Origin of the sequence: Bacillus sp. RC242 (assembly GCF_044908245.1) — a bacterium.
GTDB classification, from domain to species: Bacteria; Bacillota; Bacilli; order Bacillales; family Bacillaceae_G; genus Bacillus_A; species Bacillus_A mycoides.
Genome location: NZ_JBIYCZ010000009.1, coordinates 137,901 through 158,319 on the forward strand (window position 1 = coordinate 137,901; position 20,419 = coordinate 158,319).

Annotated in this window: 23 protein-coding genes; 8 read left to right on the forward strand and 15 right to left on the reverse strand. The window is 32.0% G+C overall.

The annotated features are described in order from the left end of the window. Nucleotides 1-11: 11 nt before the first annotated feature. Nucleotides 12-908 (reverse strand): CPBP family intramembrane glutamic endopeptidase, encoded by an 897-nt coding sequence (locus tag ABH957_RS18055; RefSeq protein ID WP_404511924.1) that lies wholly within the window; start codon nucleotides 906-908, stop codon nucleotides 12-14. Nucleotides 909-1,291: 383 nt separating this feature from the next. Between ABH957_RS18055 and cspD the strand changes: the two genes are divergently transcribed. Both cspD and ABH957_RS18065 read left to right on the forward strand, forming a co-directional pair. Continuing rightward, nucleotides 1,292-1,495: a cold-shock protein CspD gene (gene cspD, locus ABH957_RS18060; RefSeq protein WP_002012849.1), complete on the forward strand. Its 204-nt coding sequence runs from the start codon at nucleotides 1,292-1,294 to the stop codon at nucleotides 1,493-1,495. An 86-nt stretch (nucleotides 1,496-1,581) separates the two neighbouring features. Next, entirely contained in the window at nucleotides 1,582-1,767 is a 186-nt protein-coding gene (locus tag ABH957_RS18065; protein WP_000286202.1) for a cold-shock protein, read from the forward strand. Nucleotides 1,768-1,810: 43 nt separating this feature from the next. On the opposite strand, the gene ABH957_RS18070 is transcribed toward ABH957_RS18065, so the two are convergent. Then, nucleotides 1,811-2,362: a GNAT family N-acetyltransferase gene (locus tag ABH957_RS18070; RefSeq protein ID WP_404511926.1), complete on the reverse strand. Its 552-nt coding sequence runs from the start codon at nucleotides 2,360-2,362 to the stop codon at nucleotides 1,811-1,813. A gap of 230 nt (nucleotides 2,363-2,592) precedes the next feature. On the opposite strand from ABH957_RS18070, the gene ABH957_RS18075 reads away from it, so the two are divergent. Beyond that, nucleotides 2,593-3,141: a hypothetical protein gene (locus tag ABH957_RS18075; protein ID WP_404455215.1), complete on the forward strand. Its 549-nt coding sequence runs from the start codon at nucleotides 2,593-2,595 to the stop codon at nucleotides 3,139-3,141. Nucleotides 3,142-3,206: 65 nt separating this feature from the next. Here ABH957_RS18075 and ABH957_RS18080 read toward each other — a convergent pair whose 3' ends face one another. The 4 genes from ABH957_RS18080 to ABH957_RS18095 all read right to left on the reverse strand — a co-directional run bounded on the left by ABH957_RS18080 (nucleotide 3,207) and on the right by ABH957_RS18095 (nucleotide 7,211). Further along, on the reverse strand, nucleotides 3,207-4,607 hold the full coding sequence (locus ABH957_RS18080) for a protoporphyrinogen oxidase (RefSeq protein ID WP_404511928.1): 1,401 nt from the start codon (nucleotides 4,605-4,607) through the stop codon (nucleotides 3,207-3,209). A gap of 158 nt (nucleotides 4,608-4,765) precedes the next feature. Then, nucleotides 4,766-4,915: an aspartyl-phosphate phosphatase Spo0E family protein gene (locus ABH957_RS18085; protein WP_002012842.1), complete on the reverse strand. Its 150-nt coding sequence runs from the start codon at nucleotides 4,913-4,915 to the stop codon at nucleotides 4,766-4,768. Nucleotides 4,916-5,156: 241 nt separating this feature from the next. Further along, nucleotides 5,157-6,107, reverse strand: coding sequence for a hypothetical protein (locus tag ABH957_RS18090; protein WP_404511930.1), 951 nt, complete (start codon nucleotides 6,105-6,107; stop codon nucleotides 5,157-5,159). 486 nt (nucleotides 6,108-6,593) lie between these two features. After that, nucleotides 6,594-7,211, reverse strand: coding sequence for a helix-turn-helix domain-containing protein (locus tag ABH957_RS18095; RefSeq protein ID WP_002031957.1), 618 nt, complete (start codon nucleotides 7,209-7,211; stop codon nucleotides 6,594-6,596). A 114-nt stretch (nucleotides 7,212-7,325) separates the two neighbouring features. Between ABH957_RS18095 and ABH957_RS18100 the strand changes: the two genes are divergently transcribed. After that, nucleotides 7,326-8,216: a DMT family transporter gene (locus ABH957_RS18100; RefSeq protein ID WP_404511932.1), complete on the forward strand. Its 891-nt coding sequence runs from the start codon at nucleotides 7,326-7,328 to the stop codon at nucleotides 8,214-8,216. A 97-nt stretch (nucleotides 8,217-8,313) separates the two neighbouring features. Here the strand turns inward: ABH957_RS18100 and ABH957_RS18105 are convergent, their stop codons facing one another. The 5 genes from ABH957_RS18105 to catA all read right to left on the reverse strand — a co-directional run bounded on the left by ABH957_RS18105 (nucleotide 8,314) and on the right by catA (nucleotide 12,600). Next, nucleotides 8,314-9,219: a DUF2935 domain-containing protein gene (locus tag ABH957_RS18105; RefSeq protein ID WP_002165842.1), complete on the reverse strand. Its 906-nt coding sequence runs from the start codon at nucleotides 9,217-9,219 to the stop codon at nucleotides 8,314-8,316. 306 nt (nucleotides 9,220-9,525) lie between these two features. Continuing rightward, nucleotides 9,526-10,038, reverse strand: a complete 513-nt coding sequence (locus ABH957_RS18110; protein WP_404511934.1) for a GNAT family N-acetyltransferase — start codon at nucleotides 10,036-10,038, stop codon at nucleotides 9,526-9,528. 186 nt (nucleotides 10,039-10,224) lie between these two features. Then, a complete protein-coding gene (locus tag ABH957_RS18115) occupies nucleotides 10,225-11,169 on the reverse strand; it encodes a GNAT family N-acetyltransferase (RefSeq protein WP_404455205.1) in 945 nt (314 codons plus the stop codon). Nucleotides 11,170-11,206: 37 nt separating this feature from the next. After that, nucleotides 11,207-11,731 (reverse strand): GNAT family N-acetyltransferase, encoded by a 525-nt coding sequence (locus ABH957_RS18120; protein ID WP_002141727.1) that lies wholly within the window; start codon nucleotides 11,729-11,731, stop codon nucleotides 11,207-11,209. Between the two features lie 224 nt (nucleotides 11,732-11,955). Then, entirely contained in the window at nucleotides 11,956-12,600 is a 645-nt protein-coding gene (gene catA / locus ABH957_RS18125) for a type A chloramphenicol O-acetyltransferase (protein ID WP_404455202.1), read from the reverse strand. A gap of 350 nt (nucleotides 12,601-12,950) precedes the next feature. Here catA and ABH957_RS18130 point away from each other — a divergent pair, with 350 nt between their 5' ends. After that, nucleotides 12,951-13,133, forward strand: coding sequence for a DUF4021 domain-containing protein (locus ABH957_RS18130; RefSeq protein WP_002012828.1), 183 nt, complete (start codon nucleotides 12,951-12,953; stop codon nucleotides 13,131-13,133). Between the two features lie 48 nt (nucleotides 13,134-13,181). Here ABH957_RS18130 and ABH957_RS18135 read toward each other — a convergent pair whose 3' ends face one another. Further along, complete coding sequence (locus ABH957_RS18135) at nucleotides 13,182-15,413, reverse strand: MMPL family transporter (protein ID WP_404511936.1); 2,232 nt, start codon at nucleotides 15,411-15,413, stop codon at nucleotides 13,182-13,184. A 122-nt stretch (nucleotides 15,414-15,535) separates the two neighbouring features. On the opposite strand from ABH957_RS18135, the gene ABH957_RS18140 reads away from it, so the two are divergent. Next, entirely contained in the window at nucleotides 15,536-16,159 is a 624-nt protein-coding gene (locus ABH957_RS18140; protein ID WP_002085667.1) for a TetR/AcrR family transcriptional regulator, read from the forward strand. Nucleotides 16,160-16,285: 126 nt separating this feature from the next. Here ABH957_RS18140 and ABH957_RS18145 read toward each other — a convergent pair whose 3' ends face one another. Both ABH957_RS18145 and ABH957_RS18150 read right to left on the reverse strand, forming a co-directional pair. Then, nucleotides 16,286-16,939 (reverse strand): MBL fold metallo-hydrolase, encoded by a 654-nt coding sequence (locus ABH957_RS18145; protein ID WP_404455196.1) that lies wholly within the window; start codon nucleotides 16,937-16,939, stop codon nucleotides 16,286-16,288. Between the two features lie 82 nt (nucleotides 16,940-17,021). Beyond that, complete coding sequence (locus tag ABH957_RS18150; protein WP_404455193.1) at nucleotides 17,022-17,429, reverse strand: GNAT family N-acetyltransferase; 408 nt, start codon at nucleotides 17,427-17,429, stop codon at nucleotides 17,022-17,024. A 673-nt stretch (nucleotides 17,430-18,102) separates the two neighbouring features. Between ABH957_RS18150 and ABH957_RS18155 the strand changes: the two genes are divergently transcribed. Together ABH957_RS18155 and ABH957_RS18160 are read left to right on the forward strand one after the other, a co-directional pair. Next, nucleotides 18,103-18,543 carry a MarR family winged helix-turn-helix transcriptional regulator gene (locus tag ABH957_RS18155; RefSeq protein WP_404455190.1) on the forward strand — a complete coding sequence of 147 codons (441 nt, stop codon included), beginning with the start codon at nucleotides 18,103-18,105 and terminating at the stop codon, nucleotides 18,541-18,543. Between the two features lie 42 nt (nucleotides 18,544-18,585). Then, nucleotides 18,586-19,407 carry a class I SAM-dependent methyltransferase gene (locus ABH957_RS18160; protein WP_404511938.1) on the forward strand — a complete coding sequence of 274 codons (822 nt, stop codon included), beginning with the start codon at nucleotides 18,586-18,588 and terminating at the stop codon, nucleotides 19,405-19,407. A 372-nt stretch (nucleotides 19,408-19,779) separates the two neighbouring features. Here the strand turns inward: ABH957_RS18160 and ABH957_RS18165 are convergent, their stop codons facing one another. Further along, complete coding sequence (locus ABH957_RS18165) at nucleotides 19,780-20,283, reverse strand: GNAT family N-acetyltransferase (protein WP_404511940.1); 504 nt, start codon at nucleotides 20,281-20,283, stop codon at nucleotides 19,780-19,782. Nucleotides 20,284-20,419: the final 136 nt, after the last annotated feature.

Sequence of the window (20,419 nt, forward strand, 5' to 3'; positions counted from 1 at the left end):
TCCCACTTTCATTAACTTAAATCTCTTTGCTTCGCATTTTTCCCCCATAACTGTCTCCATAAAACAATTGAAGCGATAGAAAGCATTATTGTTGTAATGATACTACCTTCAATACCAAATGAGCCTCCATAAAGCACTTCTGACCCATTTGTTACAGGCTTAAATAGCGGCGTTGAATATATCGTCATGCCACTAACTGCAAAACCATAGACGTTATATTGCGCCCAATTCCAAATGGAATGCCACGCGCATATCCCCCAAAGACTACTGTCTTTTAAAACGTAAAATGCTGCAAATACACCAACTAATATTATATTCGATATTGAAAGAATTGTAATACCTGGATTAAGTAAATGAAGAAAACCAAATAAAAAGGACGTCACTATAATCCCAACCCATATACGACTTCTAGCAGAAATAACTGGAAACAACCAGCCTCGTACAATAATTTCTTCCGTTGCACCTTGTATTAAAAAAGCAATTAAAGATCCTACAATACCAAATATGGCGGTTGCCGTAATTTGTTGCATTTGTAGTTTTACAATACCTGTTAATACAAGTACAATTACTGGTATTGAAATGAAGACAAATCCTATTAACGCACCTCTCAAATACTTTCTCATCCATTGCATTTTCCAAAAACCAATGGATGAAAATGACCTTTTCTCTACAAACCTAATCCATAAAAAAATAAAAAATATAGCCCCACCAAACGTTAATATCATCTCAATATTATTATAAATTGCCTTTGCAAATGATGTATCCGCTTTCGGTAAAAACAGCATAAATAACATAAAAAATTCACCTAAAGTTAAAAATACAATAGCTAGTATTACAGCTAAAATAGGATGAACTTTTCTTCTTCCTTCTTTCGCAGCTTCGATTATTTTAAATTGAGTATTTCGCAATATTCTCTCCTCCTAAACAAATAAATCACAACTGTTCTTAAATATATATATCCTTTCCCTTATACATACTTATTAATTAAAATGTTCTCAGTTTAGCATAAATCCAAATTAGGCATAATATATAAATAAAAGAGATGTCTTTGTGCCTTTTGCTATAAAACCCCCTATTTTTTCTTGATTTTCCCAACACTTGCTATTTCCCACCATTTGTTGTAAGATAGTAATTAAGGTCAATTTAGCACTATATTTTCTTTGCATATTATCAAGTATCAATCAGGAATGTTTTGTACTCCTTATGGATTTTTGATAATATGTGAACTTTTATTTCCAATCGAATAAGGCCGATCATATTGTAATCTTTTTAAATTTTAGGAGGCATTACCATGACATTAACAGGTAAAGTAAAATGGTTTAACAGCGAAAAAGGTTTCGGTTTCATCGAAGTTGCAGACGGTAGCGACGTATTCGTTCACTTCTCAGCTATCACTGGCGACGGCTTCAAATCTCTTGACGAAGGTCAAGAAGTTAGCTTCGAAGTTGAAGACGGTAACCGTGGACCTCAAGCTAAAAACGTTGTAAAGCTATAATTCAATCAATAAAAAGGTTGTTACCAGCTCGGTTAACAACCTTTTTAATATATAACTAAAAATTTTTACATAAAAGGAGTGGTTATATGTATCGCAATCGAAAGAACGATGTAGCAGAAGTACCACCAGAACAAACCCCTGTTTGGGAATGTGAATCAGAGGATTGTTTAGGATGGATGAGAAAGAACTTTTCATTTGAAGAAGAGCCTAAATGCCCTTTATGTAAAAGTAGTATGAAAAGCGGAGAACGTTTATTACCTAAAATAGGTTGATTTTTACAAGCCCCTCTTATTTTAAATAAGAGGGGCTTTTTTATTAATAATGAATATCCTCTACATCTGTTCGTACAATAGAATACATTAATGCATCGTGTTGTTTATTTCCTTGATGAATGTATCCACGTAACAGCCCTTCTTGTTGAAAACCTAATTTAGATAACATATTACACGAAGTTATATTTTCAGGATATGTAATAGCTCCAATTCTAAATAAGCCTAAATCTCGAAATCCATAAGTAATAATTTCTCGAGCAGCTTCAGAAGCATAACCATTCCCCCAATAACGAGGATGCAAATCATATCCAATTTCTGAGCGTTTACTCCAAAGTTGTAAATTATTTAATCCAATTGTTCCTACTAAATTATTTGTGTCTTTTAATACAATCCCCCAACGCATTGCCTTTTTCTCAAAGTAATTTTTTGAAAAAGATTCAATCATACGTGAAGCTTGTCCAAACTCAGTAAAAGAATTCATACCGTAATAACACGTTACCTCAACTAATGAGAATATTTCATATATTTTTTGACAATAAGATTGTTCTATTTCAACTAAGCGCAAGCGTTCTGTTTCTAACATAGGAAATACCATAGGATCACTCCTTTCTCTCTACTCATTTATTATAGCAGAAAAAGTATTTATAATTAGGAAAGTCCTTAATGTCCCACAAATCAAATATTTCTAGCGATGTTTATCCTATTAATAATATATAACTTCGTTGTATTTATTAATTCCCCTCTAAAAACCACCCCTAATTTATACCTTCTCATGTTAAAATATAGAAAAACAGTAAATATTTCTTACGGAGGTGCTTAAACTTTATGTATATTTTCATTGGCTTATCCCTCTTGCTCATTTTACTCATTTTTTTATTCGCAAAAAAATTCACACCAAACTCATTTATGATGACAAGTTTTAAAGGAAATAGCTTTAAGACATTTTCAGTTGGTATATTAATCGCTGCCACACTCTCTCTTTCATACGGAATGTATCACGCAGCAACATATCAACCTAGATATTTAGATATTAAATTGCAAAATCAAAATTTCACTGTTTTTGGTAATGTTGGTGAGTTTGGTTATTTCTCAGAAGAATTACTAAAAAAAAATGCAGAAGTTGAACTGTATTTTGTCTCTTGGGAAACAATACAATTAAATAATCCAGAAATAATAGTAGACTACCCTTCAGGCAAACAGGAAACATGGAAGCCTAATATAACATTAATTCCTACAAATAAATTAAAAGAAAAACATAGTATTAAAGAACTTTATCGGCTCTCACCGTATTCCTTTGAAGAATCTGGAAAAATAACATTAACTATTAAAGAGAATACAGCCAATCATAAAAAGATTGTAATTAATGTTAAATAATCACAAATGAAATGTCCCTCCATTATGTTGGAGGGACATTTCATTTACATATGTATTCAATATTATTATTTTGACTGTTCATTCAATGTCGTAATTATTTCATTGGCAGTATTCTTTCCGTTTCCAATACAAGCACCAATTCCTACACCGTAATATGAAGCACCAGCTAAGTATACATTAGGATAAAGCACGGCCAATTTTTCTTGTAATGATTGAACAGCTTGATTATGTTCTAAATGATATTTCGGCATTAAATCTTTCCAATTTGTAACTTCAATTACTTCCGGTTCACCTTTAATTCCGAGGCTCTTTTCAATATCATATAAAGCAACTCGTACTAATTCTTCTTCACTATAACTTTTGATCGTTTCATATACTGGATTAGTGCTCTTATAAAACATTCTTACTAATAGCTTGTGTTTACCAGATGTATGTTTCCACTTCCTGCTTGTCCATGTGCAAGCATCACAATGTAAATCACTGTTTTCCGTTACGATAAAACCTGTGCCATCAGCCGGTAGTTGTTCATCTAGTATGTCAAAACCTAAGTAAATACTTATAAGCGATGAATTTTTAAATTTATTAAAATGCTCATTTAACTCATTAGACTGTAATAACGTTTGTGCGATATCATGTGGAGCTGCTAAAACGACATAATCAGCTTGTATTGTCTCATGATTTGCAAAAGAAACCTCATACCGATCCCCTTTTTTACTTATCACTGTTGTTACAGCACCTTTATTAATGACAGTCTCCGTCAGCACTTCTTCTAAGCGATTAATAATCGTAGATAGTCCACTTTTAAATGATACAAACTTTTTATTTCCTGCTGACTGAAATTGTTTTTTATTCTCTTCAAAACCTTTAATAATACTTCCATATTTATTTTTATACTCAAGTAAATATGGTAACGTAGATGCCATTGTAAGCTCATTCAATTTACCAGAATATACACCTGAAAGCACAGGTGCAATTTGTCTTTCCACTAACTCTTTCCCTAAAAAGCTTTCTAAAAATAGAGCAAGTGATGTATCCTTTGTAAACTCCTTATTTTTCGTAATAAAATCTTTTAAAGCAACGATTTTCCCTTTTTTTGAGACTAGCGTACTGCTAAATAATGATTCAACACTCATAGGAATCCCAAATATAGTGTCAGCAGGAATTGGATGTAATATGTTATCAGAGTATATGTAAGAAATACCTGTTTCGTTATATACCATTTCATTTTCTAAATTTAAATCTTTTACAAGCGGCAAAACATGTTCATTACGAGCTACAATAGAATCTGCTCCAGATTCCATAATAAAATCATTTTCTTCCACACTGTGGATTTTACCACCTAAATACTCTTCTTTCTCAATAAGGATTAAATTTAAATCTATATTATAATCCTTATTTAATTTTTCTAAATAAAACATAGTAGAAAGTCCAGTAATACCTCCACCGATGACAACGACTGTTTTCATATTTGCTGCGCCCCTAACCGATACAATTAATAATTCCTTTATTATTATAACCAAAAATTATCATAGTCGACTAGCAGCTTGCGCATTCTGTAAGAAATTAGACAATATATATGAATAAAAAAGAACTATAACATATTCAACTCACGTCATAGTTCTTTCTATTTTAAAAACATAAACCAGTTTATTAATTTGTCAATTTCTTGGCTGAGTGCTATTACTTTTTCATGTTGAAGTCCATAATTTGAGACTAGATTCAATAATTCTTCTTTTTTCAATTCAATTATTTTTTCTAACTTCACTAATTCCATGTCGTCTTTATTCGCTCCAATTTCAAAATATATGTATTTTAGTATAGCCTACTTACATAATAAGTAAAAGTCTCATGCTAATGTAAAATCTTACATATTTGAAAAAACAATATACTACTAACAAAAAAAGAGACTTAAACTAAGCCTATTATTACAGGTCATTATAATTTTCTACCATTTTTTATAAATATATTAGTTTATGAATGTGTACCATTTACTATTAATTTAAAGTTAGACACTTTTACTCATTAATAATACAACAGAATTTTTCAAATGTTTTATCTTTATATTCTGGAACCCTTGTTAAGTGATCAAAATAACTATATGAAAATTTAAATATGTGTCCAAAATCCCAATTAAATTCGCTGTAGTCTTTAAGCCAGAATGCATTATCTAGCGGAAGTGTATCAACTTGTTTTGCTTTTGTAAGAGGTAAACGATCTACAGAAGAATTCAATATTATTTGGGCATTCGGCATTAAATTGCGACTTTTTCTAAGTACATAAACTAGCTTTAATAGTGGTTTTATTCCTCGTTGAAATAATTCTATATGCCCTAAGTCATATAATATATTAATCGCATGTGAGAAGGTAAGCATATGACCAATTAAATCGTGATGTGATTCTGCCTTATATATAACATTAAATTCAGATAATTCATTTAAAATAAATTCAGATAATTGCTTCGGGTTTTTAATTTCGCTTTGAATCTCCTCATTATTTATAATTAGTTGCTTTACTTCTTTAGTTGTAAAACCAATCCAAGATCTACCGGGAATTGTTTTTTGAAACGATAATATAAGGTTTGCTATATTATTAATATCTTGCTCACTCCCCCAATGACTTAACTCCTTAATGGCTAGTAAACTTAAAGAAGCGTAAATTACATTATGACCAACCCAATGGAGTTCATCAATCGTTTGTTCCAAAGATTTAATTATCGTTTCTTCAGCACTTTGATAATCGACACCTTGTTTATTATCAATTGTTTCGCCTAACCTTTGCTTATGGAGCATCATTTTCGTTTGAGAATAAATGTTACAGACAGTTTTTTCATCAATGTTATTGTTTTTCGTAAAAAAATAACTAGCAATGGCAGCTGCTCCGAAATGTGCATGCCAAATATCATTTGTTTCTTTTTTACATTGAGATATAATTGAAAGCCCATCTTTTAATACACTTATATTTTCCATCTCTCTTATCCCCTCCAAACCCTAATAAAAATGGTTTTTTGGCATCTACAAAGTCGGCAAAAAGCCAGGTGAAAACTCTTGAAAAGTTTCCTCCTTTATAGTTATAAATTAAAATTTCCCCTGTCGCTCAACAAGAATTAAATTTGCTTCTAATAATATTTTGAGATGATACTTATTCATCCCTAATGCAGTCTCAATCTTCCACAATTGTGTTTGTTTTGATTATGAAATAAATAACGAACAATTTCTCGTTTTACTCCTGCCAAAGCCTTAAAAATTTCCACTCTTTGTTTATCTGAATTATTTGGTTTGATAGTCATGGAACTATCTTAATTTTTTGTCAAGTCTCTCATCTTCTTAAACATACAAAGTGAAAATCAAATGTGTATGTATTTATAGATAGTTGTTTTATTATACACACGAATCTTTATGTAATTGATACTTTCTATTATGTTACCACTTAGTATGTATCGTTAAGCTACTTCCTTAGCTTAACGAAGGTGTTAATACAAATAAGATGTGATTCATTTCATCACTCTTATTCAAAAATCTATGTTTCACGTTCGGTGGAATACGCACAACATCTCCTTCTTCTAAAAAATATTCATTCCCTTCCAATTCCACATACACTTCCCCTTTCATTACAACTGCAATTTCTTCCTTATCTTCGTGGGAATAGTGACTTTCTGTTGTATTTGCATATCCGTTTAAATCCATCATTAACATTTCAATGCGAGCTTTCATAAAATCTGGTGTTAACACATCATAAACAATATGATCATTATTTTCTCGATATACTTTTTTCCGATCTTTCTTCTTAGAAATAAGTGAGTCTGTATCAATATCATTAATAAAAAGAGTAAACAGCGGTACATTTAATGCTTTCGCTATTAATTCCAATACATTTAAAGAAGGATTGGCATGTCCTCTTTCAATTTGACTAATAAGTGAAGTACTGATTCCTGCATAATCAGCAAATTCACGAATTGTCATATTATTTTTCTTACGATAACTTAAAACAGTTTGACCTAGCCGATAATGAATCATTGTTACAACTTCCTTTCGTCCATCATAATACATCTTTTGTCCCTTTTGTGCTGACATACTAAACAGTGGCAATTAATCCTTCCTTATTTCAGCTTAGGCTTATATACTAACTTTTGTACATTATATTATATACAGTTCATTATAATAAACAACCAATCGGAGGGACAAACTTTGAAATCACCTATTCTTTCATATTTCATCTTATTTTTTGGCGTGTTCACCTTATCTACTTCAGCTATCTTCGTAAAAATAGCCGATGCCCCTGCAGCAATCACTGCTTTTTATCGATTATTGTTTGCTACGGTAATTCTTTTACCGTTTCTAATATTTAATACAAACAATCGAAGCGAACTTTGCTCATTATCAAAAAAACAATGGGGATTTGGACTCTTATCTGGATTATTTCTAGCAGCTCATTATGTACTATGGTTTGAATCATTACAGTATACTTCTGTAGCAAGTTCTACAGTTATCGTAACGTTGCAACCTTTATTTTCAATGGTCGGTGGTTATTTTTTATTTAAGGAACGGTTTACGAAAGGTGCAATTATAGGCTGCCTTATTGCAATTTCAGGAAGTATCGTGATTGGGTGGCAAGATTTTCAAATTAGTGGTGAGGCTTTATACGGCGATATTTTAGCTTTTATTGCTGCTGGCGTCATAACAGCTTACTTTTTCATTAGTCAACATGTTCGTAAAGACCTATCCCTAATACCGTACTCGGTAATTAGTTATGGCAGTAGTTCACTCTTTCTCGGTATATTTGCTTACACACAGCAGTCATCTTTCTTCAATTACACTACACAAACATGGTGGTCCTTTATAGGTCTTGCATTCATTGCAACGATTTTAGGACAAACAATTTTTAATTGGTTATTAAAATGGATGAGCGCTACTGTTATCTCGATGAGTATTTTAGGAGAGACAATTGGAACTTGTATTTTAGCCTATTTCATTTTAGATGAAACAATTTCTTTACAGCAAGGACTAGGAATTCTACTTATTTTCATTGGATTAGCAATATTTTTATTACAACCGAAACAACCAAATCACAATTTATAAAGTGAAACTTTAATCAGTGGGGGTTTTACTGCCCACAAATAGCGGGATAAACAAGAAAAGCATGTCATTAGTTTGCCATGCTTTTCTTGTTTATTTATTATTGCGGAGATTGTTCCACTTGCTTTTGCTTTAGCCTTTGCTCCAATACATGAATCATAAAGAGGAAATGCTCTGCCTCTCTTGTAACATGATCAGCAAGCAATGGATTTATGACATTTCGAATTTGACATGTTTGAATTAACTCTAATCCTGCTTTTTTGAAATTCCTTAACTCAACAGTAGCATTTTCACTATCTTTATTCATTTTTCCTATAATCGGATATGTCGGTTCTTTTTGATATAACATCGATTCAACATCTCTAGCTTGATTAAGAAGAATTTCAAAATCATCTCCAAATTTCAACGCTGTATGAACAAGATTTCTCTCCGATTGATCCAGTAATGAAGCAATAAAACGTGAGTGTTCCATCATAATTCGTAACCAGAAAACATTCTCGCTAATAATCGCATCTTGAATAGGATCCATCTTGCCTTCATTAAACTTTTGAAGTGTCCGCATAAAATATTCCGCTTCTCGTGCAACATGATCCACTAAAAGTGGAAAATTAAACCCTTTCACTTTACAATTGATGATTAAAATTAGTAAGTTTCTTTTATAATTACGAAAAGCATACACTAACTGAATGCTCTCTTCATTTAATTGCCTTACCGCTTGAACAGTTTGTGGAATAGTAAATGCTTTTTGCAGCTGCCTATCAAACTGATTATAAAACTGTTCTACTTGCTGAATTAAATTTTTATCGTTACGATTAAACCCCTCACCAAGAAACAAAGCATGCTCTTTCATAATACGTAACCAAAATCTATTTTCAGTTATAGATCGTTCAATAAATAATTGTTCTGTTAATGATTCAGATGGAGCTGCTTTCAATTCCGGTGGCAACAGCATAGCTCGCTGTGGGTCCATAATAAAATGTCCAGGAATAGGTTGGTCTGTCGACATTACAATCACTCCTTGTTCCTTGAATGCTCAATTATACTATGTATGAAAATAAATAAAATTTAAATATACTTATGCAATCGTTTTTTCAAGGTTTTTGAAATTTCCACAAATGCATTCCCCTTGCACATAGAAATAGATTCTATTAAGTCATATGCTTTCCGGATTAAGATGATTCCTAATGCTTCATCCGTTAAAACATCCTTTAAATAAAAATTGTTCTTTATTTTTAATAAACTGAAAAAAGCATGGCGTCCTTTTGCCATACTTTTTTCAAAACAAATCGATATTTCTGTTCAATTTACACCCCTATTTATTATGTACAATCAAACCATTTGGTCTAAAACGACTCATCATGATTTCGTTAACAAAATTCCCATGAGCCTTCAAATTCCCAACCTTTACACCCTCTTTGATAAATCCAAATTTTTCATATAATACTTTGGCTCTAGGATTCGTTTCTAATACACCAAGTTCCACTCGTTCTAACATTAGCCAATTATCAGCTAAATCAAGCATTTTTGTAAGAAGTGCTTTTCCAATTCCTTTATTGTGATACTCACTATCTACTCCGATGAATAAATCACCCGAGTGAGATCTTCGCCCTGGACTTTGGGTTAAACCGACAAATCCAACAACTTCTCCATCATATTCTGCTACAAATTCAAATTGATTCTGTGCTAAATTTCGAATTCTATTCTCCATTGCATCTACACGCATACTAGGTAAGAAAACCATATAAGGTAAAACATCATCTTGTATGCATATACGATGAATTGCTCTAGCATCTTGTATTTCTACTGCTCTAACGTTAATCTCCATCTTTCTCCCCTCCATTCAAATATTCATATTCTAATATCCCATATTAAAATCCTGCCAACCCTTATTTCTTTGTGTTATTTTTATATAATTATTTCGATATAATATTCGCTTTTTGAACATCATCTCTTATATTCCCTCTCGTTCAAAATGAAAAAATCACTTAGAATATGCTAAGTGATTTTTTATTTAATTTTTCACCCTATTATACAACTCAAGCAGTTCTTCTACTGAAATACCATTTATTTTCATACCGGTAATATCACAATTTTCTATTTCAATATTTTTCAGATTACTACTACGTATTGTAGTACTTTCCAAATCACATCTATCAAATGAAATAGGATCTTTATCCTCTCCAAGGCTTGTATCTCTAAATTGAACTCCACCTAAAGTCACAAAATTAAATTTACTGCCAGAAATATTTAAATCTGCATATAAGGAATTTCTAAAATTAATATTCCTAAAGGTTGATTGACTTATATTACAATTACTCATATTCATATGCATTATATTACTACCAACAAATGCACTATTTTTTAAATTTACTTGATAATATTCTGTATTAACCAAATTACAGTTTTCGTATTGACCATTTTTCATATCTTTATTTTTAATTAGGTTCTCTCCAACTGCATCTACATTTTTTCTTTTTACATAGCAATACTCATCTTCAGATTTAAAAATTATTTCATAGCCCATTTTTTTATAAAAATGATGATTATTAATTTGTCTACTAGATGTTTCAAGATCCCAAATCCTTATGTTCGGAAATTTTTCTTCTATTAACTTAATAACCCGCGATCCAATTCCTTTTCCTTGAAGAAAAGGCTCTACAAAAATACGATCGATTCTTCCGTACGATTTACCAGAGATCGTAACTATAATTCCCCCGATTACTTTTTCATCCATTATCACTTTGTAAGTATCCAATTCTTCAATTGAATATTTCATCATTTCAACTGAAGAATATCCTGGCGGTTGAATGTTATAATCAATTACATCACCTTGGCCGTATAACCATCGCTTTGCTTCTTCATCAAATGTTCTTTTCATTATTTCTGTTAACTTTTCAGCATCTAAAATTGTAGCTTTTTCTATAGATATTATTGTCATTTTTGTTTTCCCCTTCATTGTTATAAACCGATAACTTTTGTGAACGATATAGTTATTAATTTACTTTTGTCTTTAATATTTTTCCCATTATTACATATGGGGCATCACTTTTACTTGGGTGAAATGGCTCTAATACATCCACCCAATCCAATCTTTTATATAAAGAACGCGCTTTTTCATTGTTTATTTGTGTTGTTAGAATACTCGTTCTATTTGAAATCCCTTCTAATAATTCATTATGTAATTTCATTCCAAGACCTTCATTTCGATATTGTGGGTGAACTGCTAACTCTACAAATTCAAAACAATCTTGTAACCATTCGTCTGCTTGTTCTAGATTTAACGCTTCTCTCATTAATTGATTATAGTACTGCCCTTCTAATGAGCGATAACCATAAGTAAAACCAACTACCTCATTTTCATCATTTATTGCTACTATACCTTTAAAATCTGCATATTCTATATGTCTTTTCATTCTCTCAATCATTTCAGTAAAATTTGTTTTCTCAAATGCTTTACAATACAATTTTGCCATATTATTAATTAGGATTTCATCTTTTTCAATACGTATGAATTTCACTTTACCTTCCCCCTATTAAAACATTTGAACCCTTAAATAATTATAAAATAAAGAATTTTAAAATTAATCACTCTCTTTACTATTAAACTACAAATCAACCTATATTTTCCACTGTTACTTAATATGAATGAATAAAAAGAAGAGCACATGTAATATACATATGTTCTCTTCTTTTTATTTTAACGCTTATTCATTTTCAATTTTATATAATTAATACTTAGATATTACTTAAGGTTACAAGTATTAGCTAGCTCCTGTAAATCCTCTATAAATCGACTCGCATGATATCCATCACAAACCGCATGATGTACTTGCAATGAAACAGGTAGCATAACCCTGCTTCCATCATTGAAATATTTCCCACAAGTAATAATTGGTAATAAAGAATCACCATCATTATTAATATTTAAATTAAATCCTGTAAAACTAGTCCAAGGTATACCAGAAATTGAAAAAAAATTTGGCGGAATATTTTCTTTCGTGAAGAAACCATGAACATTAGCATAACATCTCATATCCTCTTCATAGTTTTTATAGAAAATGTGGAAATCGCTAGAATAATCCGTCCATATACTTGAAAAAGATTTATCATCTTTATGAAAGATTGTATAACTAGGTATCATTTCCTCCCAATACCCTAAAACTCCTTCATCATTAAAACATGTTCGAAATTCTGTATGTTTATTTATCACTCTAGAAATTACATAAATAGAAGTCGGATAAAATTTAATTTCCTTTTGATGTATTTCCTCTAGCATCATCGTAATATCAACATTCGCTGTCATACTAAACGAACACTTTAATTTTAAATAATGTTCAAAATACTGCTCTCTATTCCAATTTTCTCTGTCAATTACATGAAACTTCATTTTAATAGCCTCCTAAAATTTTATTTTTATTTTAGAAGGCTAACTTTCTTGTTTTCACCACACTTGTTCACTCCTTACAGTTTAAATTTATACTCAAGTTTTTATTTAATTATATAACTTTGCAAAAATCCATTCACATATTTCTTGAAATCCATCCACATACTATTAATAAAGTGAAACTTTAATCAGTGGGGGGCACTTCATCCCCCACTGATTATTAGTTGAACCAATCGGGCTTTTACGGGCAGTTGATCCCCCACCTAACTTCTTTGTTTTCGCCGAATTTTGAGGTGGAGGTCTTACTGCCCGTTAATGCGGGATAAATCAAATGACGTTTGGAGGATTCAAACATGAATGACAAAAATGTAAATAAAAAAGAAAATGTTATCGAAAACACTACATCTATTCAAAATAATAATACTGCAAATCTTAATATCGAAGAACAAGCAATGAACGGCTTATATGGAATGCCCGAAACAACCATTGAAGATGCTGATCACGTTGTAACTGATGATTTGACTTCAAAAAATTAATGAACTACATAGAAAAGAGCCAAGGAAAATATCCTTGGCTCTTCTCTATTATATATCCAATTTTTTTACTTCCTCTCTCTTTTTAGAAAGTTTCCCTGGCCAAAAAGCAAAGCGTCCTAAAACGACTGTAATCGCAGGTACAAGCAGTGGTCTTACAATAAATGTATCTAGCAATACACCGATTGCTGTCACAATACCGAATTGAACTAAAACTTGAATTGGCAATGTACCTAACACTGCAAAAGTTCCTGCTAAAATTAAACCAGCTGATGTAATTACACTTCCTGTTTGTATAACACCATTTTTTACTGCATCTACATGATTTTGTTTCTTTCTATTTTTCCATATTTCTGAAACCATGAAGATATTATAATCTTCCCCTAAGGCAACTAAAAATACGAATGCATATAACGGTATCGCACCTTGTATCGCGGGAGCTCCCATACCGAAATGCAGTAAAATCCAGCCTGCTCCTAATGCAGAGAAGAAAGATAAAACGACAGTTACAATTAAGTAAATCATCGCAACGATTGAACGTAAATACACGAGTAAAAGTAAAGCGATGATACTAATCATAACCGGAATAATAACCGCTTCATCCCGTTCAGTAATTTGCTTTGTATCATATAAGGAAGCTGTTTCTCCGCCAATCCATAAATGATTCTCAGCTTTACTAATTCCTTCAGCTTTTAATACCTTTTCTACACTATTTTTCAATTTAGGGATTTGATCTAACGCTTCAATTGAGTAAGGATTTTCTGCTAAAGAAACTTCATACATTTGCAATTGATTATTTTCTTTTCCCTTCATTGGCTCTTTCACTTTATTAACAAAAGATAATTTCTCTATTTCTTGTTTAATAGGTAAATCTTTCCCCTTTGAATCAACTACAATCTTTACTGGTGCTAATTCTCCTGCTGAAAAATGATCCGTGATTAATGTAAATCCTTCGCGTGATGGCATATCTTTCGGGAATGATTCTAATAAGTCGTACGTGTATTGAATACGCGGTACAAATGAAGCCAAGCCTCCTAATAAAAATACGGTTAGCATAATAATTGTCCACGGTTTACGTACAACAATATCCCCAAGTTTTTTACTAAAGAACCCTTTAGTATTTTTTACTTTTACTACTTTCTTTTTCTTTCTTGCAAACTCTTCATTCATCGAAGTTGTTCTCGGTATAAACGGGAAGAATGCAACTCTGCCGAAAATTAATAAAAATGCCGGAAGAATTGTTAAAGCAGCAATCCCCATTATGGATACAGCAACACTAAATGGTACTGCAAATCGATGAAAGGCTCCATAATGAGCAAGTAATAATGTTCCTAATCCAAGTACGACAGTTAATGCACTCATTATAATTGCCCCACCTGATGCTTTTATCGCAAGTTGCAGTGCTTTATATTTACTTTCTTCTTCTAACAGATACTCCCTATATCTTGAAATTAAAAATAGACAGTAATCCGTTCCTGCTCCAAACAGTAAGACAGTCATAATCGAGATAGCCTGTGCATCTACTTTAATCCATCCATTGTCTGCTAAAAAGCCCAGTGTCGGACTGATAATTCCGTATGCAAAACCAACAACGAGTAAAGGTAAAATTGCTAAAATTGGTGAACGGTACAGTAAAATTAATAAAACCAATACTAGTAGTACAGTAGCAACTAATAATTTCACATCAGCTTGACTAAATAAACTTACCGCATCCGTTTGAATACCTACAGGTCCAGATAATCGAACATGTAAACCAGAGTCGGTAATTTTTTGTTTGAACGGATCTTCATCCACTTTACTATTTACTATTTTTCGTAACTCTTCTAAATTACCTTTTAATATATCCGTTCCAGCAGATTTATTAAAAAATATTGGTGTGACAAATGATGTACCATCTTTTGATGCACTTTTTGATAATACTTGCTCTGGAATTGTATCAAATGGTGGTAACAATGATTGTTCTTTTAAAGGGTCCGTTTTTAACTCTTTATAAACGTCCTGTATTAATTTGTAGTCTTTTGACTCTAATCCACCATCCCGATGCCATACAACTAACAACGGGTTTCCTGCATTATTAGGAAATTCTTTTTTCATAAGTGCTTCAGCTTGCTGTGACATAGCTGTTTCAGGTAAATTTTTCGGATTCGGTTCTTTCGTACTGTTTACTTGTGGTAACGTAAATGAAAGTACTAATGTAATAAGAATCCATACCGATAAAGTTATCCATTGCGTATTCTTCCCTGCTACAAGCCTCCCTAACATATATAACGGGTGCTTTTTCATAAAACCCCACCTTCCTTTTTTCCTCCAATATTAATTATATATACTGGTCGGTTAATTAATCAAGAATGATTAAAAAATTATGTTATAATTATCTCAATAATAAATGTCAGGAGCGAATGTATTTGGATCAAAAACAACGTCCTCTCGGAAGGCCTCGTCAAAATAAAAATACAAAGTCTACAAAAGAAATCATTTTAGAAGTTGCAACTAGGTTATTTCTCACTCAAAATTATCAAGTTGTTTCAATGGATGAGGTCGCGAAAGAATGTGGAGTTACAAAAGCAACTGTCTACTATTACTATTCAACAAAAGCTGATCTATTTACCGCTACTATGATTCAAATGATGGTGCGCATAAGAGAAAATATGGATCAAATACTCTCTACGAATAAAACTTTGGAAGAAAGATTATTGAACTTTGCTACAGTATACTTACACGCAACGATGGATATTGATATGAATAATTTTATGAAAGATGCAAAACTTTCTTTATCTGAAGAGCAATTAAAGGAATTAAAAAATGCCGAGGATAACATGTATGAAGTGTTGGAAAAAGCGCTAGATAACGCAATTCTCCTTGGAGAAATTCCTAAAGGAAATCCTAAATTTGCTGCCCATGCTTTCGTCGCTTTATTATCAATCGGGAATTTTAAAGATGAGAATCACAATCCTACTCTTGCAAATATAGATGAATTAGCAAAAGAAATCGTTTCGTTTTATTGGAATGGATTAAGTCATCAAAATTAAATTGATTATATTTAATAAAGAGCACATTTGAAATTCCTTCAAACATGCTCTTTATTAATTTAAGGGTTTTATTTATATACTAGCAATTAAATTATACTTTAGCACTGATTAACAAAAAATCCTTATCTATAGCTCTTGAATTTGTGCATTTATATTCCCCTTACTTAATCCACCATGGTAACAAACTACAGAATCAATTTCTAGATTTAAATACTTCTTCAAAGAATTTTGCGCTTCTTTTATATCCAAAGTAGTTGGGGCATGAATTCCACCTAAAATTCCGTTTACGCTATACATTGAATCCCCAGCGATAAGAGTTTTACTTTGTCTCAAATATAAACTAATATGACCAGGAGTGTGCCCTGGGGTATGAATAATAAGAATACCACCGCAATATGGAAGTTCTTGGCCGTCAACCAAAGTATCATCCACTTTTCCTTTCGGAGGATTCTGTACTTGTGCATTCTTCAACAAAGGTAACTCCCCCTCGATATACGGCTTATCTAGATCGTGAGCATAGACTTTTATATTACTTCCACAGTTTTGTAATAGTTCAGGAAGACTACCTATATGATCTATATCTTGATGCGTCAAAATCACGGCTTTTAGTTTATCAAACGATACTCCAACCTTACCCATTTCTACTCGTATATCTTCAATTTGTCCAGGAAATCCAGTATCTATTAAAACTGCCATTTCATCATCCCATAAAAGAATTGGGTGAATAATAAATTCTTGAAATTCAAGGTGTAGCATTTCTACTCCTTTAGCAATCTCCATAACATTATTCTCCTTTATAACGAAATTTTTGAAATCTAAAAATTGGCCTGATAAACAAGTAATTCTAAATTACAAAGCCCCGCTATCGTTTAATATGTTTCGTCATACCAATCGAAAATCCCTCAAATCCAATTGATTCATAGTAAGATTTTAAATCTTCAACACACATAAGTTGTGGAATAACTCGTTTTTGTTCACAGTGCCGGATTAATCGTTCCACTATTTCCTTTCCAACGCCCATGGACTGATACTCTGGCATTACACATACACCGCAAATAATGCCCGTTATTACACCATCTGATATTACTCGTCCCATCCCAATTAATTGTTGCTCCTTAAAAGCATATATCACATACCAACTTTGTTTACACATTTGCTCTAACTCGTTAACCGATAATTTAAGAGAATTCCATCCTAAAGATTCATACATAGTTAATAATTCATTGAAATCTTTAGGGGGTTCAATCGTGTAATTTAAAATAGTTTTCATGTAAATACTCCCTATCATCCTTTTTGTTTTATTCCAAAAAAATTTTGACCGTCGTTAAACTGACTAGAACAATACTTCAATAAGAAAAAATGAAACTCCTTCTCTTTAAAAACATAAGGAACTTAATAAGATTGGTACCATATATATTTCTCTATTTAATATTTGTTTAATATATCAACTAATGGTGAGTATAAAATATATACATTTCAACCATCACCAAATACTGAATCTAAATTACAATTATAAGAAAAAGAAGGTATCTCATCTTTGTGAGATACCTTCTTTTATATCAATCTATCATTATATTATCAACCGAAAATCATACAGCTACATACGATAAGAACAAACAAAACTAATAAACTATTTGAGAAATAACCCATAGAATACTACCCCTTTATTTCATTATGTAAAAGATTTTACCATAAAATTATTTACAGCATAATATCTGAAAAAGACATTAGCTTCATTAGTTTTTTATGTATAAAGTAATATTTTATAATATTTCTATTCTCCTCTCATAAAAAAACTTTAACTTTTCCTCTACTGTATCTCTCACGACTTAAATAACATTGATATTAGTAAATAAATAATTACTAATATCAATGTTATTATTTGTTTTTAAGTGAAAATAGTAATAAAATAATTACTAAATTGATAAAGGACACGAAAAATAATGACTAATAAAGAATTAACAAACGAATACATGAATTTATTATTAAATATGTCAGGTACTTTTAAATTATTATCAGAGAAATCCACTGAATTTACACATTTAGAGCAACACATAGTTGAGTATATTGCCCAGCAAAAAGTCGCTGTAAATTTAAAAATGATTGCTATTTATTTAAACATACCTAAACAACAATTAAGTGTAACCGTTCGTAATTTAGAGCAAAACGGATACATTGTAAAAAAACAAGATACAGTAGATAAACGAGCTGTTTTAATTTCCTTAACAGATAAAGCTGAAAAAGTACATTATGAAAGATGGAAACAAATTTATAATAATTTCACTAGTAATATTGAAAAACTCAGTGAAGAAGATCAACGTGATTTAACTTACGGACTGTATAAAACAAATAAAATGCTATCAAAAATGCTAAATAACGACTAATCATATATATAATATTTTTTATTATTAAACGGGGGACGTTTCATGGTTAAAGAAATAGATTTACAATCAGTTCAAGGTACTATGCTTATTCCACTATGGGGACGAGCATATGGTAGTGAGAAAAACAAGGATATTTTAGATGATACGGAAGCTATTCGGATTATTAAAGAATGCGACTTTGATTTCTCTAAAATAGCAGATACATTTGGCGAATACGGATGTATCACTTACATTACCCGTGCACGAAAAATTGATGATACTATAAAACAATTTATTACAAAGAATCCGAATGCTACTATAGTAAATATCGGTTCTGGTCTAGACACTACTTTTTCAAGAGTTTATAACGGTACAATACAGTGGTATAACCTTGATTTGCCTGATGCAATCGCTTTCCGCAAAACATTAATTGAAGATACACCACGAAATATAAGCATTGCCAAATCATTCTTTGACACTTCTTGGTTCAACGATATAAACTATGATCCGACGGACGGGATTCTTTTTATATCAGCAGGTGTGTTTTATTACTTTAAAGAAGAGGAACTGAAGGAGATAATTGTCGCTATGGCAAAACGTTTTCCTGGAGGAGAGTTATATTTTGATGCTGAATCAAAGTTCGCACTGACGCTTTCGAATACTACTGTAAAAAAATCTGGTAATAACGGTGCTATGATGTATTTTTATGTAAACAATCCAAAATCAATAGAAAGATGGTCTTCTAACATAAAAATATTAAGCTGTTCCCCTTTCTTTAAACATATACCTACAAATAAAGATTGGGATGGAAGTACACGAATCATGATGCGGATTGTAAATTTAATAAAGATGTTGAAGTTCGTTCATATACGGTTTGAAAAATGATTAATCTATAGCTTATATATTATATCGTATACAAAAAAGACCTCGATTTTATTAAATTCATATAATAATAGGATAGTTAGTCCATTATGAGGGCTAATTATCCTTTTTTATTTACATAATGAATGAAATAAGTAAACAATAAATATTTAGTTTAATCAGTATAATAAAGATATATAACTTGAAACGTTCGATTGTTTTTGGGTGGAGGACAAAGCCTCGGTGCGAAGGCAGCACTCCGCTTTCGAGGACATGCTTCAGTTATAGTTTGTCACTATTTTGATTATAAATCAGTTCTTTTATCTTTATCTGGATTCTCGCCCAAACTAATGACCTCTTCTCCTTTTCAATAGTTTCGAGTTAGGTCCGGGATTTCTAAAGGTCGCGTACGTTCCAAACAATCTCACCGCGCTCGTCCCACGTACTGTGATGCCTCTCAAATCCTATCTTTTCTAACACCCGGAAGGACGCAACATTCCAAGCGCCTACAGTCGACCAAAGTCTGTAGCGCCCGGTAGCAATCGCAGCGTCCAGCACAACAGATGCTGCCTCAGTCGCATAGCCTTTGCCATGAGCACTGCGGAACAACTCGTATGCGATCTCCGGCTCTTCCAGTGTGGAACGACCGATAATCAAGCCACAGTATCCGATGAAATCACCTTCGTCTCGTCGGCGGATAGTGAGAAGGGAAATACCATTTTCGACTGCCCTCTTACGCATCTCGATAAGCTTGCTACGAACGGCGTCAAGGGGTGGCATATCCACACCACGTTCGCCAATTAATTTTCTCATCCAGACTGAATCGGATTCCTCCCACATACTCAGATCAAGTCGTTCAGTTTTCAGCTGGAACTCCATAGCTTTAAATAAAACTGTCATAGTGGAAACCTCCTAGTTATGTCACTGCACTCATAATATAATGTACACCATCTTCCAACATGTACTGAATCACTTATTTTCTCTCCTTATCGCTCATTTACTACCACCTAAATGTATATGTTCTAATTATTAACAC

Bases quoted from the DNA above. Each gene is read 5' to 3' on its own strand.
- cspD (WP_002012849.1), top strand. From the start codon at position 1,292: ATGACATTAACAGGTAAAGTAAAATGGTTTAACAGCGAAAAAGGTTTC.
- ABH957_RS18065 (WP_000286202.1), top strand. From the start codon at position 1,582: ATGTATCGCAATCGAAAGAACGATGTAGCAGAAGTACCACCAGAACAA.
- ABH957_RS18070 (WP_404511926.1), bottom strand. From the start codon at position 2,362: ATGGTATTTCCTATGTTAGAAACAGAACGCTTGCGCTTAGTTGAAATA.
- ABH957_RS18075 (WP_404455215.1), top strand. From the start codon at position 2,593: ATGTATATTTTCATTGGCTTATCCCTCTTGCTCATTTTACTCATTTTT.
- ABH957_RS18080 (WP_404511928.1), bottom strand. From the start codon at position 4,607: ATGAAAACAGTCGTTGTCATCGGTGGAGGTATTACTGGACTTTCTACT.
- ABH957_RS18085 (WP_002012842.1), bottom strand. From the start codon at position 4,915: ATGGAATTAGTGAAGTTAGAAAAAATAATTGAATTGAAAAAAGAAGAA.
- ABH957_RS18090 (WP_404511930.1), bottom strand. From the start codon at position 6,107: ATGGAAAATATAAGTGTATTAAAAGATGGGCTTTCAATTATATCTCAA.
- ABH957_RS18095 (WP_002031957.1), bottom strand. From the start codon at position 7,211: ATGTCAGCACAAAAGGGACAAAAGATGTATTATGATGGACGAAAGGAA.
- ABH957_RS18105 (WP_002165842.1), bottom strand. From the start codon at position 9,219: ATGTCGACAGACCAACCTATTCCTGGACATTTTATTATGGACCCACAG.
- ABH957_RS18110 (WP_404511934.1), bottom strand. From the start codon at position 10,038: ATGGAGATTAACGTTAGAGCAGTAGAAATACAAGATGCTAGAGCAATT.
- ABH957_RS18115 (WP_404455205.1), bottom strand. From the start codon at position 11,169: ATGAAGGGGAAAACAAAAATGACAATAATATCTATAGAAAAAGCTACA.
- catA (WP_404455202.1), bottom strand. From the start codon at position 12,600: ATGAAGTTTCATGTAATTGACAGAGAAAATTGGAATAGAGAGCAGTAT.
- ABH957_RS18130 (WP_002012828.1), top strand. From the start codon at position 12,951: ATGAATGACAAAAATGTAAATAAAAAAGAAAATGTTATCGAAAACACT.
- ABH957_RS18135 (WP_404511936.1), bottom strand. From the start codon at position 15,413: ATGAAAAAGCACCCGTTATATATGTTAGGGAGGCTTGTAGCAGGGAAG.
- ABH957_RS18145 (WP_404455196.1), bottom strand. From the start codon at position 16,939: ATGGAGATTGCTAAAGGAGTAGAAATGCTACACCTTGAATTTCAAGAA.
- ABH957_RS18150 (WP_404455193.1), bottom strand. From the start codon at position 17,429: ATGAAAACTATTTTAAATTACACGATTGAACCCCCTAAAGATTTCAAT.
- ABH957_RS18155 (WP_404455190.1), top strand. From the start codon at position 18,103: ATGACTAATAAAGAATTAACAAACGAATACATGAATTTATTATTAAAT.
- ABH957_RS18160 (WP_404511938.1), top strand. From the start codon at position 18,586: ATGGTTAAAGAAATAGATTTACAATCAGTTCAAGGTACTATGCTTATT.
- ABH957_RS18165 (WP_404511940.1), bottom strand. From the start codon at position 20,283: ATGACAGTTTTATTTAAAGCTATGGAGTTCCAGCTGAAAACTGAACGA.